We start from the raw sequence: 16,627 nt of genomic DNA on the forward strand, positions 1-16,627 counted from the left end.
AATCGCACTCCCTACATCATGCCGCGTGCCGGTAGAACGATTGTCGCGATGAGACCGCTGTGCCCATCGCGGCGGTTTTCAAGCGAAACAGAACCCCGATACTTTGCCACGACCGATTTGACGATCGAAAGCCCGAGACCACTACCTTCCGAATCCTCCGCGCGCAGACGGAAGAAACGGTCAAACACCTGGTGCAATGACGCTTCTGGAATGCCCGGTCCGTTGTCGGTCACCCGCACCACCACGTCGTCGGCACGTCGGAACAGATCGATGTCCACGGTTCCGCCGGGCGGTGTATAGCGCAGTGCGTTCTCGAGCAGATTGCGCACGGCCATACGCAGTTCTCCCTCACGCGCTTCAACTTGCGCGCTCTCGAACTTCCCTACGCCAAGATCGATCGAGCGTGCATCTGCAACCGGCAGAAAGTCTGCGACGAGCTTCTGAACCAACTGGGACAGATCCACTGTCTCGATTGCCGTCGGATCGAGCTGTGCATCAGCTCGCGCTAGCGAGAGAAGCTGTCGGATCATCGTCGACGCTCGAGCGATGGCCTCGCGCAATTCGCGCAGACGCTCGGCGCGCGCCGCCTCGTCGGGAGCGTTGACGAGGTTGTCGACGCGAAGCTGCATCGCCGCGATAGGCGTGCGCAACTCGTGCGCGGCATCGGCGACGAAGCGCTTTTCAGCGTCGATACCGACCTGAAGCCGGGCAATCATCCGATTGATCGACGCCGCGAACGGTCGTACTTCGTCCGGCACGCCCGATATATCAAGGGGCTTGAGGTGCCGAATGCCGACAAACTCCGACTGCGCCCCAGCACGCGACAGCGACTTGAACGCCGCGTTGACCACAAAGGGAATGGCGAGCCAGACGAGTGGAATCAGGATCAGCGTGGGTATCAGGCTTTCGATCGCGGCATGTCTTGCTGTTTGTTCGCGGAACTCGACCGGCTGTCCGACCTCGTACGTGTACTGGCCGTCGGCCTTTCTCAACGTGTAGATGCGATAGGGATGGTCGCCGATACGCTCGATCGAATATCCGTCCGGCGCATTGCGATCGAATAGCACTTCCGGATCGGTGTTATCAGTTGGCGCCGCGTCGCCGCGCTTCCAGATCTGCCCGACAAAGCCGTCTACGGAGTGCTGCGGCGGACCGTGTGAGCCTATCGCGCCGACATTGCCGGCGGACAGCCAGATAGCGGCGCCCTGCAAGTGCACGTCGAGTAGCTCCCCGATGTGCTTGCGCGAAAGCCAATACGACGTATACGCATCGATGAGGCCGACTGCCGTCACCAGCACGATCAGCGTGACAGTAATCTGGTTTTTCAACGAGCCCATGCCATCGAATCCAGCGTGTATCAGCGGTTAACCTCGCGGCCACACAATCTTCCAGACATTGTCCGCATCGACGACAGTGTAGTCGCCGCCCTCAAAGCGGCCGGCGACCGCGCCATCGACGAAACGCCGGAAAATGACGCTCGTGTCGATGATCACGCTAGCCGCGACGTTGCCGTACCGACGCGATGCGTCGGCCATCCAGCCGATCACGCGTACGCTCGGATGCCGCGCGGCCGCGACGATCACCGAGTCATTTGCATCGGCGACGATCACGTCGGCGCCCGCGTCGATCTGCTGCCCGGTCAACTGCTGCGTGCGTGGACGGTTATCCCAGTCGCCGACCCAATCCACCAAAACCGTTGCGTCGGGCACTTTGGCCAGTACGGCCTGCCTGAAGCTTTGCGCCTCCGTTCCGTCGACAGACTCTACGCCGCCGACGAACCCGACGGTTTTTGTCTTCGACACGTTCGCGGCAACAGCTCCGGCAAGCGCTCCACCGAGGCTCTTGCAGTCGAGACAGAAGTTGACGACGTTGGGGCCATTTGCGGTACCCGACAAGGTCGCGAAATAGGCTTGCGGGTAGTGTGCCGCGGCCGTTGCGGTGACCGCGCTCAGCTCCGCGCCTGCCAGAATGAAACCGCGTACACCTGCCGTGTAGTGTCGGCCGATAATCGTAAGGATCCGCGCAGCACCCAGATCGTCGGCGTCGCGCACGACCGTGATCCGATACCCGCTGCGGCGCACCTGGAGGTAGCCGCGATAGGCGGCTTCGCTGAATCCGAGATCGCTTCCGCCGTAGGGAATGAACAGCAACACTGGCCATGTGCTGACCGTGCCCGCAACGGCTGCATGCGTCGCGCCTCGGAGTGCGGGAGGGGCGAGCGCGGACAGTGCGAGCAGCGAACAGACAACGCGACGTCGCTCGTTGACGGGGTGCGGTTTCATTCGGACGGGATTGTTGTGCGCTTCCTCGGATAGTCGAATGTTCTGAAGAACCACCTGAACACGTCCAAAGTCTAGGCAGGCGCGAGAGATAACGTCAAGCGAGATTTGTCGTACCAATCTGCTGCTTCCCATTCAGATAAGGTTTCCTCATTAATTCTCGCTGAGACGCTGCGCAAGTTCCCAGTCGCGCCCCTTTGCTCAGGCGTACGTGATGCGCCCACCCGTCACCACAAGACCCCGTTCTCGATCTGAACCGGTTTGAGTGCATGGGTCTCGCTCAACCCGTCAAGCAAATCTATTTCGATGGATCGAGTGAGCGTCGTCAACGGCACATCATTTTCCGTATTCGAGAATGGGTTTTGCATATCGTCCCCGATCTTCAATAACGCCAGGAACAAAAAGCCTACTACCGTCGACCCTAGCGGGGTATACCATCCGAGGACCTCCACCAGTCCCAACGGAAGGAGTACGCAAAACAGATGCGTAAAGAAAACTGGATAATTTGCGTATTGTCTCGGCAATGGCGTGTTTTTGATGCGCTCCATGCCACCCTGCGCGTTGGAAAACTCAGTCATGGTTCGCTCCAGCGCAACCAGTTTCACGCTGTCAAGACTGGGCTCTCGGGCAATCATTTCAGCCGTGCGGCTTAAGATCGCGTTCGGAACGTTAGCGACACGGCGCAAGTGATGCAGTTCATCGTCGGACAGCCGAGCACCCAACTCTTGCCATGGCGCTTCACGGCGCAGATGCAAACGCAACGAATGAACGTACGCGACGTGCCGAAGCACCAGGTCTCGCTTCAGGTACGCGGCGTCCTGAGGCAACAGCATCTTGATCTCGCGCGCGAAACTTCGCGAATTGTTGACCAGCATTCCCCATAGCGTACGCGCCTCCCACCAACGCGCATAGGCTGTCGCATTGCGGAAGCTCAGATAAATCGCGACAACCGTGCCGAGCAACGACATTGGCAACGCTGGGAATTCAATCTTGTAGTGCCCACTCAGATATACCGCAGTGACCACCACATCCCAGGCAAACAGAAGCGCGAGCGGACGACCCACATAGTGGAGAATCTGACTCAAACGAACTCGCCCTGGAATAATCATCGCGTATCCTTCAAATTGAGCCGCGCAGCAGCGTTTGGCGGCAACTCAAATCTTTCCCCGATCCTTCTGACCGCGTTGCACCGACTGGACTCGATGGAACAAGAACCGCCGACAAGCCACACCAAGCTCTAGGTACAGCGCTCGAGAGACGCTGCGGAACGAATCCTACCTCTTTAGAATTAGGCTGGAATTAGATGGGCGAGATGGCGCCCCGGCACCATCATCGTCGAGAAAATCGGCGCCACTGTGGCCTCCTCTGCCATCGAATGGCGGCGGAATCGTTCGTCAGCGCACACGACACTCCGCGTCGTTTCGCAGTCCTACTATAAAAGCTTATATTTTCGCGCTTGACGACGATCATCCCAAAGCCATCCTGCCCGGATCAATCCCTTCGCAACTGGACTAGATAGAGAGCGCTCGCGTGAGCGCATGAGCGCGAGATGTCGTGCCCGCGAACCGCTGGTATCGAGTAGTGGCGACCTGCTGATGGCGAAGTCCCCAATCCTTCGCGCAACGCATGCCCCAAACTGTGAAGCGTTCACGTGAAATCAACTCGGGTATCTGCGTGACCGTCGCTTCGGTCGAAATTTCGGTGCCGGAATCGTCGAGCAACGACCGCAACTAGCCCCCGCCCTTGCGGCAGGTTCGTCAAGGCGTTCCCCGTATGAGCCATCCAAGGCGTGGGGGCAAAATCCCCAAAAACGAAAAAGGCCTTATGGACATAGATCCATAAGGCCTTGATTTCTTGGTCGGGGCGAGAGGATTTGAACCTCCGACCACCTGCACCCCATGCAGGTACGCTACCAGGCTGCGCTACGCCCCGAACAGAAGAAAAATTATAACAGACACTTCAGTCGATTAGAACTGCCCGCAAGAACAAAGCGAACCGGCCCATGAACTAGCGGCCCAGCAGATCGATCACGGTCTGCAGATCCTTGCGCAACTTCTCGACATCGACCGCAACCATTTCCGCCGATGCCGACACCTGCGCCGCTGCTGCGCTGGCGCCCTCCCCTTCCTCGATTATCGCATCCGGCCCACCGCCGCCATGCGAATCGAGCCGGTTGCGTGCCCCGTTGATCGTAAAACCCTGCTCGTACAGCAACTCTCGAATCCGCCGGATCAGCAGCACCTCGTGATGCTGATAGTACCGACGATTGCCGCGCCGCTTGACCGGCCTCAACTGGGTGAACTCCTGCTCCCAGTAACGCAGCACGTGAGGCTTCACCCCGCAAAGTTCGCTGACCTCACCAATCGTGAAGTAGCGCTTCGCCGGGATCGGAGGCAAGACGACTTTTTCGATCGTCGCTGTCATCGTCAGTTAGCCGTGATGGGTTGCCCGGAAGCGCGCCAGCCGATCAGCGCGCGAAGCTCGCTTCGGCGCCGTTTTCGACGAGCGCCTTCAGCTTTTGACTTGCATGAAACGTCACCACGCGACGCGCCGCGATCGGAATCGCCTCGCCCGTCTTCGGATTTCTGCCGGGACGCTGCGGCTTGTCGCGCAACTGAAAGTTGCCGAAGCCCGACAGCTTCACGCTGTCGCCGCTCTCGAGCGCATCGCGGATCACCTCGAAGAACGCCTCGACCATGTCCTTCGCTTCCCGCTTGTTGAGCCCGACATTGTCGAACAGCAACTCGGCAAGTTCCGCCTTGGTAAGCGTCGGCGTTTCATTGGAAACGACGGCGGGTGATGTCGGAATATCTCGAATCATGGCGCTGCGTTGCGCCGTAAGAAGGGCTTCGAAATCACTCGAGTTCATTTCATTCATATCTATCAAATGGCGCGCCAAGCGTAAAACAATGGATGCGGAAACAGCCGTGCAATTGTTAAATGCGGGTTATCCGCGCAACCGTGCGCCATATACTCGAGCCAGACGTTCCACCAGAGTTTGAATAGCCAGATCGACCGTTTCATCCTGAAGGGTTCCGCCAGTATCTTGCAAGGTCACCCGGAACGCAAGGCTTTTCTCGTGCGCGGCCAGACCACCGGAAGTGTTTGATTTTGGACGAAATTCGTCGAAAAGCGCAACCTTCTGGACAGCCTTGCAGGCCGGCTCGGACTGGGCCTTCTGAAGCTCGTCGAGCAGCGCCTGAACCTCGATTTTCTGATCGACGACCACCGCGATATCACGGCGTACCGGCTGGAATTTTGAAACTTCCGACGGAATCGGCAATACCCGTTGCATTAATGCTTCCGCTTCGATTTCAAACAGAATCGGCGCATGCGGCAAATCATATTTTTGCATCCAGCGCGGATGCAATTCGCCAATCCAGCCCACTGCGCGACCATTCAATTCGATACGCGCGCTGCGTCCCGGATGCAGCGCCGGATGCTCGGCCTTCACGAACCTAGCGAGCGCCGGTGCGATCAGCGCATCGAGGTCGCTCTTCACGTCGAAGAAATCGACCGCACGTGTCGGCGCGCCCCATTGCTCGTCGAGCGCGGGACCATACGCGAGCGCACCGATCATCTTCGGCTGCGCGAATCCTTCGACGGTCAACTCGCCAGCCTTGATCGACGGATCGTGCAGGAACACGCGGCCCGCTTCGAACACGCGCACGCGGTCCGCCGCGCGCCGGTTCAGGTTCGTGCGCAACACGTGAATCAGGCTGCCGAACAGCGTCGTGCGCATCACCGAGAGCTGGCTCGCGATCGGGTTGATCAGACGCACCGGGTTGCTGTTGCCCGCGAAGTCCTGCTCCCATTCGGCGTCGACGAAGCTGAAGTTCACCGTTTCCGCGTAGTCGCGCGCGGCGAGCGCATGACGGATAGCGTGGATGGAGCGTTGCGTCTCGTTGGTCGCGCGCATTTCGCTGGTCGCGACCGGCGGGCGTGCCGGAATCTTTTCGAAGCCGTAGATACGCGCGACTTCTTCGATCAGGTCCTCTTCGATTTCGATATCGAAGCGGTACGACGGCGGCATCACCGAGAACGTATCGCCGTCACGTTCGAACGACAGGCCGAGGCGCGTGAAGATCTGCGCGATTTCGTCGGCGCCGATCGCGACGCCGATGATGCGGTTCGCGCGCGAGACGCGCATCTTCACCGGCGAGCGCTTCGGCACGTTGACGATCTGATCGTCGACCGGACCCGCTTCACCGCCGCAGATGTCGAGGATCAGCTGGGTGATGCGCTCGATATGGTCGACGGTCGTCGCGTAGTCGACGCCGCGCTCGAAGCGATGGCCGGCATCGGTCGAGAAGTTGTACTTGCGCGAGCGGCCACGAATGCTGTCGGGCCACCAGAACGCGGCTTCGAGATAGATGTGGGTGGTGTCGAGCGTGACCGCGGTGCTTTCGCCGCCCATGATGCCCGCGAGGCTTTCGATATGCTGCTCGTCGGCGATCACGCCGACCGTCTCGTCGAGCTCGACCGTGTTGCCGTTCAGCAGCTTCAGCGTTTCGCCCTTGCGGCCCCAGCGCACGTCCATGCCGCCGTGGATCTTGTCGAGATCGAACACGTGCGACGGACGCCCCAGCTCGAGCATCACATAGTTCGAGATGTCGACGAGCGCGGAAATGCTGCGCTGGCCGGAGCGCTCGAGACGCTCGACCATCCATTGCGGCGACTTCGCGCGCGCATTGACGCCACGGATCACGCGGCCCGAGAAACGGCCGCACAGATCGGGCGCCGAGATTTTCACGGGCAATGTTTCGTTGAGCGTGACCGGAGCCGGCTTGATTTCGAGCGGACGCAGCGGCGCGCCGGTAATCGCCGACGTTTCGCGCGCGACGCCGAATACCGACAGACAGTCGGCCTTGTTCGGCGTCAGCTTGATTTCAAAAACCGTGTCGTCGAGGTTGAGGGTCTCGCGGATGTCCTGGCCGATCGGCGTATCTTCCGGCAGGATCATCAGACCGCTGTGATCTTCAGAAAGCTTCAGCTCGCGCGCCGAGCACAGCATGCCCTGACTTTCCACGCCGCGCAGCTTCGACAGCTTGATCGCGAACGGTGCGCCGCCCTCTTCGGCCGGCGGCAGCTGCGCGCCGACCAGCGCGACCGGCACCTTGATGCCCGGCGCAACATTCGGCGCGCCGCACACGATGTTCAGCGTTGCGCCGGTGCCGGCGTTGACCTGACACACGTTGAGCTTGTCCGCATCCGGGTGCTTGACGACTTCCAGCACCTGGCCGACGACGATATTCGAAGTCGGCGGCGCGGCCGGCCGCAGGTCTTCGACTTCGAGACCCGCCATCGTCAACGCGTGCGACAGCTCGTCGGTGGTCAGTTGCGGATCGACAAAAGTTCTGAGCCAGGATTCCGGAAATTGCATGGTTCTGTGTACGTTCTGATCAGGTTAGGTCCACGTCCGGCGGATGCTTCGTAAAGCCCGGTGGTCTTGCGCCGGTGCAGCGAGCTCTGCCGGGGACGCTCGCGGCACGCACCAGGTGCGGCACCGCGTTCTATGCTTTATCGCGTTCGCGCGCGCCCGTTCACGCGAATTGACGCAGGAAACGCAGGTCGTTTTCGAAGAACAGGCGCAGGTCCTGCACGCCGTAACGCAGCATCGTGAGACGCTCGAGGCCGCTGCCAAACGCGAAACCAATGTAGCGCTCCGGGTCGAGGCCCATGTTGCGGATCACGGTGGGGTGAACCTGGCCGGAGCCCGAAATTTCGAGCCACTTGCCCGCGTTCTTACCCGTTTCGAACTGCATGTCGATTTCGGCCGACGGTTCGGTGAACGGGAAATACGACGGGCGGAAGCGCACGAGAATGTCGTCGCGCTCGAAGAATTTCTTCAGGAAGTCGGTATAGACGCCCTTCAGGTCCGCGAAGCTGATGTTCTCGTCGATCCACAGGCCTTCGACCTGGTTGAACATCGGCGAATGCGTTGCGTCGCTATCCACGCGATACGTGCGGCCCGGCACGATCACCTTGATCGGCGGCGTGTTGGTCCGCGCGTAGCGCACCTGCATCGGGCTCGTATGCGTGCGCAGCAGCAGCGGGCGGCCGTCGGCATCGTTGCCATCGACGTAGAAGGTGTCCTGCATCGAACGCGCCGGATGGTTCTCCGGACTGTTCAGCGAGGTGAAGTTGTACCAGTCGGTTTCGATCTCGGGACCGTCGGCCACGTCGAATCCGATCGTACGGAAAATCTGTTCGACCCGCTCCCAGGTGCGCATCACCGGGTGCAGGCTGCCTGCATTGGCGCCGCGGCCCGGCAACGTGACATCGATCGCTTCAGCGGCAAGACGCTGGTTCAGCAGGGCGTCGGCGAGCGCCTGACGACGTGCCGTCAGCGCAGCTTCGACCTGTTGCTTGACGAGGTTGATCCGTGCGCCTTCGGTCTTGCGCGTTTCGGGATCGAGTTTGCCAAGCCCCTTCAACAGTTCGGTCAGCGCACCCGCCTTACCGAGAAAGCGTGCTTTCTCGTTCTCGAGGGTGGTGACGTCGGGGGCTTCTGCGAAGGCTTTTTGCGCGTCGGCGACAATCTGGTCCAGATCCATTGATCCCATCATTTCAACGTCAGTGTTCTATCGAAACAAAACTGGTTCTACCAACAAAAACGGGGCTCGGTGAGGAGCCCCGTTTTTGTTGCAGCGTCACCGAGACTACCGGATGTTCGCTGCAACGAACCACGCAGTTTTAATTGCCAGAAGCGCAATCAGGCTGCAACGGCGGCTTTCACCTGCTGAACGATCGCAGCAAAAGCAGCCTTGTCGAACACAGCCATGTCGGCCAGCACCTTACGGTCCAGTTCGATCGACGCCTTCTTCAGGCCGTTGATGAACACGCTGTACGTCATGTCGTGCTGACGCACCGCCGCGTTGATACGCGTGATCCACAATGCGCGGAACACACGCTTCTTGTTGCGGCGATCGCGGTAGGCGTACTGGCCTGCACGCATGACCGCCTGCTTGGCGATGCGATAGACGTTATTGCGACGGCCGCGGTAACCCTTGGCCAGCTTGATGATCTTCTTGTGACGGGCCCGTGCGGTAACCCCACGTTTTACTCGAGGCATGTTTCGCTCCTATGAGTGTCGGTTAAGGGTTAAGCGAACGGCAGCATTGCGCGAACGGAGTTCAGATCGGAATCGTGAACTGCCGTGGAGCCGCGCAGATGGCGTTTGTTCTTGGTGGTCTTCTTGGTAAGAATGTGACGCTTGAAGGCCTGACCGCGCTTGACGGTACCGCCCGGACGCACCACGAAGCGCTTTGCAGCGCTCTTCTTGGTCTTCATCTTCGGCATGACAACTCCATTATTAGATGGACATGGGTGTGCGGTCGGCCAGATGACCATTTCCCGCCCTTCGAAACCCATTCCACTTGGTATGCAGACCGCCGATACCGCCAGCGGCCGCTTTTCGGGAACCACTACGCACTTGCATGCGCGCCGTTCCGAAACCTTCCGACGCCACGCCGGACACCCAGCACAGCATCAAACAAACTTGCGCCACCGGAGCGCGCGCCACATGACGCGCCGCCGCTCCGGCCAACTGCTTCGCGCTTACTTCTTTTTCTTCGGTGCGAGCACCATGATCATCTGGCGCCCTTCCATTTTCGGCATCTGCTCGACCTGACCGACTTCGTCGAGGTCGGTGCGCAGGCGTTCGAGCATGCGCATGCCGATTTCCTGGTGAGCCATTTCGCGGCCACGGAAACGCAACGTGATTTTCGTCTTGTCGCCGTCTTCGAGGAAGCGGACGAGGTTGCGCAGCTTGACGTTGTAATCACCGTCGTCGGTCCCCGGGCGGAATTTGACTTCCTTGACCTGGATGACCTTCTGCTTGAGCTTGGCCTCATGTTGCTTCTTCGCTTCCTGGTACTTGAACTTGCCGTAGTCCATCAACCGGCAAACCGGCGGAACCGCTTGCGGAGCGATTTCGACCAGATCCACGTCCTGCTGTTCCGACATGCGGAACGCATCAGCGAGTTTCACGATGCCGAGCGGTTCGTTCTCGACGCCGACCAGTCGCACCTCGGGTGCTGTAATTTCACCGTTGATGCGGTGCGCAGACTTATCAGTAGCGATGTTACGTTTCCTCTAAAAATTAAAAAAACGAGCCGGAGTACCGAGTGGTTTAGTTGAACGACTGCACGTCCTGGCGCAGACGCTCAATGAAGGCGTCAACAGGCATTACACCCATATCGACACCACCACGGGCACGCACGGCTACCGTTTGCGCTTCACGCTCTTTGTCGCCGACCACCAGCAGGTACGGGACCTTTTCCAGCGTGTGCTCGCGTATTTTATAGCTAATCTTCTCGTTGCGCAAATCGGCCTCGACTCTAACCCCTTGTTTTTGCAACGATTGAGCTAGCGACTGCGCATATTCGGCCTGATTTTCCGCGATATTCATCACGACGACCTGCATCGGCGCGAGCCAGGCGGGCATTGCACCAGCATGGTGCTCGATCAGAATCCCAAGGAAACGCTCCATTGATCCGACGATCGCCCGGTGCAGCATGATCGGGCGACGGCGACTGTTGTCTTCGGCGACGTATTCGGCACCCAGACGCTCCGGCAACACCATGTCGAGCTGCAACGTACCGCACTGCCACGAGCGGCCGAGCGCGTCCTTGATGTGATACTCGACCTTCGGGCCATAGAACGCGCCTTCACCGGGGAGTTCTTCCCACGTTACGCCGCAGGCCGTCAGCGCCTCGCGCAGACCCTGCTCTGCGCGATCCCAAGTTTCGTCGGTGCCGGCGCGCGCATCCGGGCGCAGCGACAGCTTGATCTCGACATTGTCGAAGCCGAAGTCGCGGTAGACGCTCATCGCCAGCGTGTTGAACGCGATCGATTCGCTGATGAACTGGTCTTCGGTACAGAAAATATGCGCGTCGTCCTGCACGAAGCCGCGCACGCGCATCAGTCCGTGCAGCGCACCCGACGATTCGTTGCGATGGCACGAACCGAATTCCGCGTAACGCAGCGGCAGATCGCGATACGAGCGCAGACCGTGATTGAACACCTGCACGTGACCGGGGCAGTTCATCGGCTTGATCGCGTAGTCGCGCTTTTCCGACTCCGTCGTGAACATATTTTCACGATAGTTTTGCCAGTGGCCCGACGCCTCCCACAGCGAACGGTCCATGATCAACGGCGTCTTGATTTCGAGGTAGCCCGCGTCGTTCACGCGACGGCGCATGTATTGCTCGACCTGCTGCCACAACGTCCACCCGCGCGGATGCCAGAACACCATACCGGGCGACTCGTCCTGCATGTGGAACAGGTCGAGTTGCTTGCCGAGCTTGCGATGGTCGCGCTTCTCGGCCTCTTCGAGCATGTGCAGATACGCTTCCTGGTCTTCCTTCTTCGTCCAGGCCGTGCCGTAAATGCGCTGCAGCTGTTCGTTCTTCGAATCGCCGCGCCAGTACGCGCCCGCGACCTTCATCAACTTGAAGACCTTCAGCTTGCCGGTCGACGGCACGTGCGGGCCGCGGCACAGGTCCGTGAAGCCGCCGTGCGAGTACAGCTTGATTTCGTCGCTGGCGGGGATTGATTCGATGATCTCGGCCTTGTACTTTTCGCCGATGCTCTTGAAGTACTCGACCGCTTCGCCGCGCGACACCACGCGTCGCGACACCGGCTCGTCCTTCTTCGAGAGCTCCTGCATGCGCTTTTCGATCTTTTCGAGGTCTTCCGGCGTGAAAGGACGGTTGTACGAGAAGTCGTAATAGAAGCCGTTGTCGATGACCGGACCGATCGTGACCTGCGCTTCCGGGTACAGATCCTTCACCGCGTACGCGAGCAGGTGCGCCGTCGAGTGGCGGATGATATCGAGACCGTCTGCGTCTTTCTCCGTGACGATGGCGAGCGCCACGTCATGATTAATCAGAGTGGACGTATCGACCAGCTCCCCGTCGATCTTGCCGCCGAGCGCGGCTTTCGCGAGGCCGGGGCCGATCGAGGCGGCCACTTCGGCGACGGTCACCGGATGCTCGTACTGTCGAACAGAACCGTCAGGCAAACGTATCGAAACCATTGCGTTCTCCGTGGTGCCGACCGGCGGCGGCACATACAACCAGGGTCAAAAAGACAAAAAAAAATGCGGCCCCACTTTCGAGGGGCCGCATTCACATTTTATGCAAACTTCACTGGCGAAAGTGGTCCTCGACTAGCGTCGCTCCGAAGTGGTTTCGGTCAACGTTCGCGGTGTCATAACCGTATTCGCCTTTTTGCGCTCAAAGCGCTTACTGCAGTTTACAAAACCCCGGCAGAACCGGAATTTCATTTTCGTTGGTAGGCTCGATTGGACTCGAACCAACGACCCCCACCATGTCAAGGTGGTGCTCTAACCAGCTGAGCTACGAGCCTGAAGAAACGAGAGTATATGGGGCACAGCGCAGCTTGGCAAGTACTTTTATGCAGCGGTTTTAATTCGTCGCGTCGCCAGCAGGCCTTTTTGCAACCGCTCGCGCCTCAGTTCTTGCGCGTCGCCCGGACCACACCCGTGATCTCCCCCAGCAGCGTGCATGCGCGCAGAATCTGCGCGGAACTCGACACCTCGACGGTAAATTGCATGAACGCGGCATTGCGGCGCGATTGCGTCTTCACGCCGATCACGTTCATCTTTTCCCGCGCGAACACCTCGGAAATATCGCGCAGCAAACCCTGTCGGTCCGTCGCTTCGATGCTGAGGTCGACTGGATAGACGGACTGGCCGCGGCCGCTCATCACGTCCGCCGACCACGCGGTCTGCAGCACGCGCTCCGGCGCACGCTCTGCCATGCGACGGAATGTAGCGCAATCGCTGCGATGCACCGACATGCCCTTGCCTCTCGTAATGAAGCCGCAGATCTCGTCAGGCGGCGCGGGCCGGCAGCAGCGCGCAAGCTGGGTGAGTAATGCATCGACGCCGACTACCAGCACGCCCGTGGACGCGCCGCGCGCGACGCTCGCGCCGCTGCTGCGCTTCTCGAATTTCTCCGGCGCATCGACCTCGGGTTCGGGCGGCGGTGCGTCCTGCAGCGCCTGCTCGACGAGCCGCAGGCTGAACTCCTCCTTGCCGACCACGGAGAACAGGTCGTCGGTGGTCTTGAAACCGAGCCGCGCGGCCAGCTGATCCAGATTGACCGAGGTCTTGCCTTCGCGCTGCAGGGTCTTTTCAACCATCGCGCGACCGTTCGCGATGTGTTCCTGCAACTCGACCGCGTTGAACCACGCGCGCACCTTCTGCCGCGCGCGCGGGCTTTGCAGATAGCCGAGCTGCGGATTGAGCCAGTCGCGCGACGGACCGCCCTCCTTCACCGACACGATCTCGACCGTCTGGCCGTTCTGCAGCGGCGTGTTGAGCGGCACCATCGCGCCGTCGACACGCGCGCCGCGGCAGCGATGCCCAAGCTCGCTGTGCAGGTGATACGCGAAGTCGATCGGCGTCGCGCCGTGCGGCAATGGAATCACGCGCGCCTGCGGCGTCAGCACGTAAATGTGATCGTCGTCGAGCGTGGCCTGGCGCAATTGCTCCCACGGCTGCGGCGCGCCCGCTTCGCCATGCTCGCCCTCGGACACCTCGTCCTTCCATGCGAGCAGTTGCCGCAGCCAGGCGATCTTCTCGTCGTATTTCTCGCTCGCGGTGAACGTGCCGCCATAGCCGCGCGCGCCCGCTTCCTTGTAGCGCCAGTGTGCGGCAACGCCATACTCGGCGAAGCGATGCATTTCCTGCGTGCGGATCTGCACTTCGAACGCGCGGCCGTCGTCGCCGATCACCACCGTGTGCAGCGACTTGTAGCCGTTCGGCTTTGGCCTGGAGATGTAATCGTCGAACTCTTTCGGCACCGGCTGCCACAGGTTGTGCACGATGCCGAGCACGGTGTAACAGTCCTTGATGTCCGGCACGATCACGCGAAACGCGCGCACGTCGTACAGCTCGGCGAAGTCCAGCTCCTTGCCGCGCATCTTGCGCCAGATGCTGTAAATATGCTTCGGCCGACCGCTCACTTCAGCGCGGATATGCGCGGCGGCCAGCTCCTGCTGCAGGCGTTCGATCGCCTGCGCGACATAACTCTCACGCTCGACGCGCTTCTCGTCGAGCAGCTTCGCAATGCGCTTGTAGGTGACCGGCTCCTCGAAGCGGAACGCGAGGTCCTCGAGCTCCCACTTCAATTGCCAGATACCGAGGCGGTTCGCGAGCGGCGCGTAGATATCGAGCGTTTCTCGCGCGACGTCGGGCGACGGCGTGATCTTCGCCGCCGCGTAATAGCGCAGCGTCTGGAGCCGCGACGCGAGGCGGATCAACACGACACGAATGTCCTGCGCGAACGCGAGCAACATTTTGCGCAGCGCCTCGACCTGCGCGCGGCGCGCGGCCTGCGCGTCGCGCCCGGCTTCGGGCATCGCGTTTTGCGCCGCGCGCAGACTGACGGTGCCGAGGCGCAACAGCTTGCGCACGTCGCCGACCAGTTGCGCGACTTCTTCACCGAAGTTGTCGGCGATCACCCGCTCCGGATCGCGCAGATGCGGTGTCAGCGCAAACAGCGCCGCAGCCAGCACCGCCGGCGGATCGACGTTGAGCTTGCGGATGATCGACGCGGTGCCCGCCGCGTGATCCGCGAGCGATTCGCCCGACGACAGCCGCACCTCGCCGGCGTGTTCGCGCACGAACGCCATCGCTTCGTCGAAGGAACGATGGGGGTGAGGCGCGTTCGTAACGGTTTCGGTGTTCATGGTGCGACGGCCCGCCGGGCCAGACGATTCAACGAAAAATCAACAACGGTGCTACCTGAGCGCCGCGACTCAGCTGCTCTGCGCCGCGATCACGACGATTTCGACGAGGCACTTCGGATTTGCCAGCTTGGCCTCGACGGTCGCGCGCGGCGGCGTGTCGCCCTGTGCGACCCACTCGTCCCACACGGCATTCATGCCGGCGAAATGCACCATGTCCGAGATATAGATCTGCACCGACAGCAACTGCGACTTGCCGCTGTTCGCTTCGGCGAGCAGACGGTCGATGTGGCCGAGCACTTCGCGCGTCTGGCCGGTGATGTCCTGATCGTCGTCTTCGGCGATCTGACCCGCGAGGTACACGGTGCCGTTGTGCACGGCCATTTCCGAGAGACGCTTGCCGACGTGATAACGAATGACTGCCATGGAAAGTCCTGAGCTGAGGGTTAATCGAACGACATGCCGCACGACGCTACAGATGAAAACGTCATGCGCAACTCAATATTATGACGCGTTCACGGCCGAGCCGATGAAGAACGCCCTCGCGAGCGCGATCTGGTCCGCCGCCAGAAACGCCGGCGCATGCCCGACGCCCGCGATCTCCGCGCTCGATGTGGCACGCCCGGTCGCCACCATCTTCGCGACCGTTTCACGCGACAGCAAATCCGACTCCTCGCCGCGCACCACGAGCACCGGCCCCTGAAACGACGCGAGCGAATGCCACAGCGCCGCCTCGCCGAGCTTCGCCGCTTCCTCGGTGACCGCGGCGAACGGCTGCGCGATGCGCGGGTCATAGCGCAGCACCCACGTGCCATCCTCCTCGCGCAGCAACGGCGTATTGATTTCGCGCCATTCGTCCGGTGTCAGCGGGCCGAAGCTCTGCGCGAGCTGGGCCGCGTAATCGACCCCCTGCTGCAGCGTATCGAAGCGTGCGGGCTTGCCGAGGTAATCGCCGATGCGCTTGACCGCGACCGGCTCCAGGTGCGGCCCGACGTCGTTCAGCAGCAGCTTGCGGATCGGCGTGTCCGGCAGACCGGCGAGCCCCATGCCGATCAGGCCGCCCATCGAAGTGCCGAACCAGTCGACGGTGTCGACGTCGAGCCGCGCGATCAGCGTGACCATGTCGGCAACGTACTGCGGCACCGCGTAAAAGTTGGGGTTCGCGAGCCACGACGACAAGCCCCGGCCCACCACGTCCGGGCACACCACGCGATAGGTGTCGGCGAAGTCGGCGGCGAGACGGTCGAAATCGCGCCCGGAGCGCGTGAGTCCATGCACGCACAGCAACACGCGCGGATTGTCCGGGTCGCCCCACTCGGTATACGCGACGCGATGCAGGCCGGCAGCGCTCGCGCACTGCACGTAACGTTGACGCGGCGCGGGCCGCCCGGCGGAGGAAGCGGAAGTCGTTGCGGTCATCTGGTGTCCTTGCAAAGACGTTGCGGAGTGGGCTGCGAACGATTGTAAACCGCTTCGCCGCGCGGCAAGCATCGGCCAGAAGGCTAAGGACGGTCGATCCAGCCGTCCGGCGCATCGAGCGCCGCGCGCACAATCGGCATAGGGGACGGCCATAAGGCCGTGCCCCTGCCACACCACCCGGCGTGCGGGTCCGCACCGGGCGGTTCGGG

General features: G+C 61.1%; 14 protein-coding genes and 2 tRNA genes. All 16 read right to left on the reverse strand.

What is annotated here, in order from left to right:
* Positions 1–11: 11 nt before the first annotated feature.
* The 16 genes from EVC45_RS27395 to EVC45_RS27475 all read right to left on the reverse strand — a co-directional run bounded on the left by EVC45_RS27395 (position 12) and on the right by EVC45_RS27475 (position 16,418).
* On the reverse strand, positions 12–1,337 hold the full coding sequence (locus EVC45_RS27395; protein ID WP_129961348.1) for an ATP-binding protein: 1,326 nt from the start codon (positions 1,335–1,337) through the stop codon (positions 12–14).
* A gap of 27 nt (positions 1,338–1,364) precedes the next feature.
* Positions 1,365–2,282, reverse strand: coding sequence for a BMP family ABC transporter substrate-binding protein (locus EVC45_RS27400; RefSeq protein ID WP_129961349.1), 918 nt, complete (start codon positions 2,280–2,282; stop codon positions 1,365–1,367).
* Between the two features lie 224 nt (positions 2,283–2,506).
* Positions 2,507–3,388: a bestrophin family protein gene (locus EVC45_RS27405; RefSeq protein ID WP_129961350.1), complete on the reverse strand. Its 882-nt coding sequence runs from the start codon at positions 3,386–3,388 to the stop codon at positions 2,507–2,509.
* A gap of 746 nt (positions 3,389–4,134) precedes the next feature.
* Positions 4,135–4,211 (reverse strand) — tRNA-Pro (locus EVC45_RS27410).
* A gap of 75 nt (positions 4,212–4,286) precedes the next feature.
* A complete protein-coding gene (locus EVC45_RS27415) occupies positions 4,287–4,703 on the reverse strand; it encodes a MerR family transcriptional regulator (protein ID WP_129961351.1) in 417 nt (138 codons plus the stop codon).
* Between the two features lie 43 nt (positions 4,704–4,746).
* Positions 4,747–5,157, reverse strand: coding sequence for an integration host factor subunit alpha (locus tag EVC45_RS27420; protein WP_008918798.1), 411 nt, complete (start codon positions 5,155–5,157; stop codon positions 4,747–4,749).
* A gap of 69 nt (positions 5,158–5,226) precedes the next feature.
* Complete coding sequence (gene pheT, locus EVC45_RS27425; protein ID WP_129961352.1) at positions 5,227–7,662, reverse strand: phenylalanine--tRNA ligase subunit beta; 2,436 nt, start codon at positions 7,660–7,662, stop codon at positions 5,227–5,229.
* A 160-nt stretch (positions 7,663–7,822) separates the two neighbouring features.
* Complete coding sequence (gene pheS / locus EVC45_RS27430) at positions 7,823–8,836, reverse strand: phenylalanine--tRNA ligase subunit alpha (protein ID WP_168991545.1); 1,014 nt, start codon at positions 8,834–8,836, stop codon at positions 7,823–7,825.
* A gap of 158 nt (positions 8,837–8,994) precedes the next feature.
* Positions 8,995–9,354 (reverse strand): 50S ribosomal protein L20, encoded by a 360-nt coding sequence (gene rplT / locus EVC45_RS27435; RefSeq protein ID WP_006052502.1) that lies wholly within the window; start codon positions 9,352–9,354, stop codon positions 8,995–8,997.
* 29 nt (positions 9,355–9,383) lie between these two features.
* Positions 9,384–9,581 carry a 50S ribosomal protein L35 gene (gene rpmI, locus EVC45_RS27440; RefSeq protein WP_006052501.1) on the reverse strand — a complete coding sequence of 66 codons (198 nt, stop codon included), beginning with the start codon at positions 9,579–9,581 and terminating at the stop codon, positions 9,384–9,386.
* Between the two features lie 258 nt (positions 9,582–9,839).
* Positions 9,840–10,364 carry a translation initiation factor IF-3 gene (infC, locus tag EVC45_RS27445; protein ID WP_075643713.1) on the reverse strand — a complete coding sequence of 175 codons (525 nt, stop codon included), beginning with the start codon at positions 10,362–10,364 and terminating at the stop codon, positions 9,840–9,842.
* A gap of 49 nt (positions 10,365–10,413) precedes the next feature.
* The gene (gene thrS, locus EVC45_RS27450; protein WP_129961353.1) at positions 10,414–12,321 is read right to left on the reverse strand and encodes a threonine--tRNA ligase; all 1,908 of its coding nucleotides are present in this window, start codon (positions 12,319–12,321) and stop codon (positions 10,414–10,416) included.
* 255 nt (positions 12,322–12,576) lie between these two features.
* Positions 12,577–12,653, reverse strand: a tRNA-Val gene (locus tag EVC45_RS27460).
* A gap of 105 nt (positions 12,654–12,758) precedes the next feature.
* Positions 12,759–15,002, reverse strand: coding sequence for a bifunctional (p)ppGpp synthetase/guanosine-3',5'-bis(diphosphate) 3'-pyrophosphohydrolase (locus EVC45_RS27465; RefSeq protein WP_129961354.1), 2,244 nt, complete (start codon positions 15,000–15,002; stop codon positions 12,759–12,761).
* Positions 15,003–15,071: 69 nt separating this feature from the next.
* Positions 15,072–15,425 (reverse strand): RidA family protein, encoded by a 354-nt coding sequence (locus tag EVC45_RS27470; RefSeq protein ID WP_129961355.1) that lies wholly within the window; start codon positions 15,423–15,425, stop codon positions 15,072–15,074.
* Between the two features lie 78 nt (positions 15,426–15,503).
* The gene (locus EVC45_RS27475; protein ID WP_129961356.1) at positions 15,504–16,418 is read right to left on the reverse strand and encodes an alpha/beta fold hydrolase; all 915 of its coding nucleotides are present in this window, start codon (positions 16,416–16,418) and stop codon (positions 15,504–15,506) included.
* Between the last annotated feature and the right edge of the window lie 209 nt (positions 16,419–16,627).

Origin of the sequence: Paraburkholderia sp. UYCP14C, from assembly GCF_004197395.1 — a bacterium.
Classification (GTDB): domain Bacteria; phylum Pseudomonadota; class Gammaproteobacteria; order Burkholderiales; family Burkholderiaceae; genus Paraburkholderia.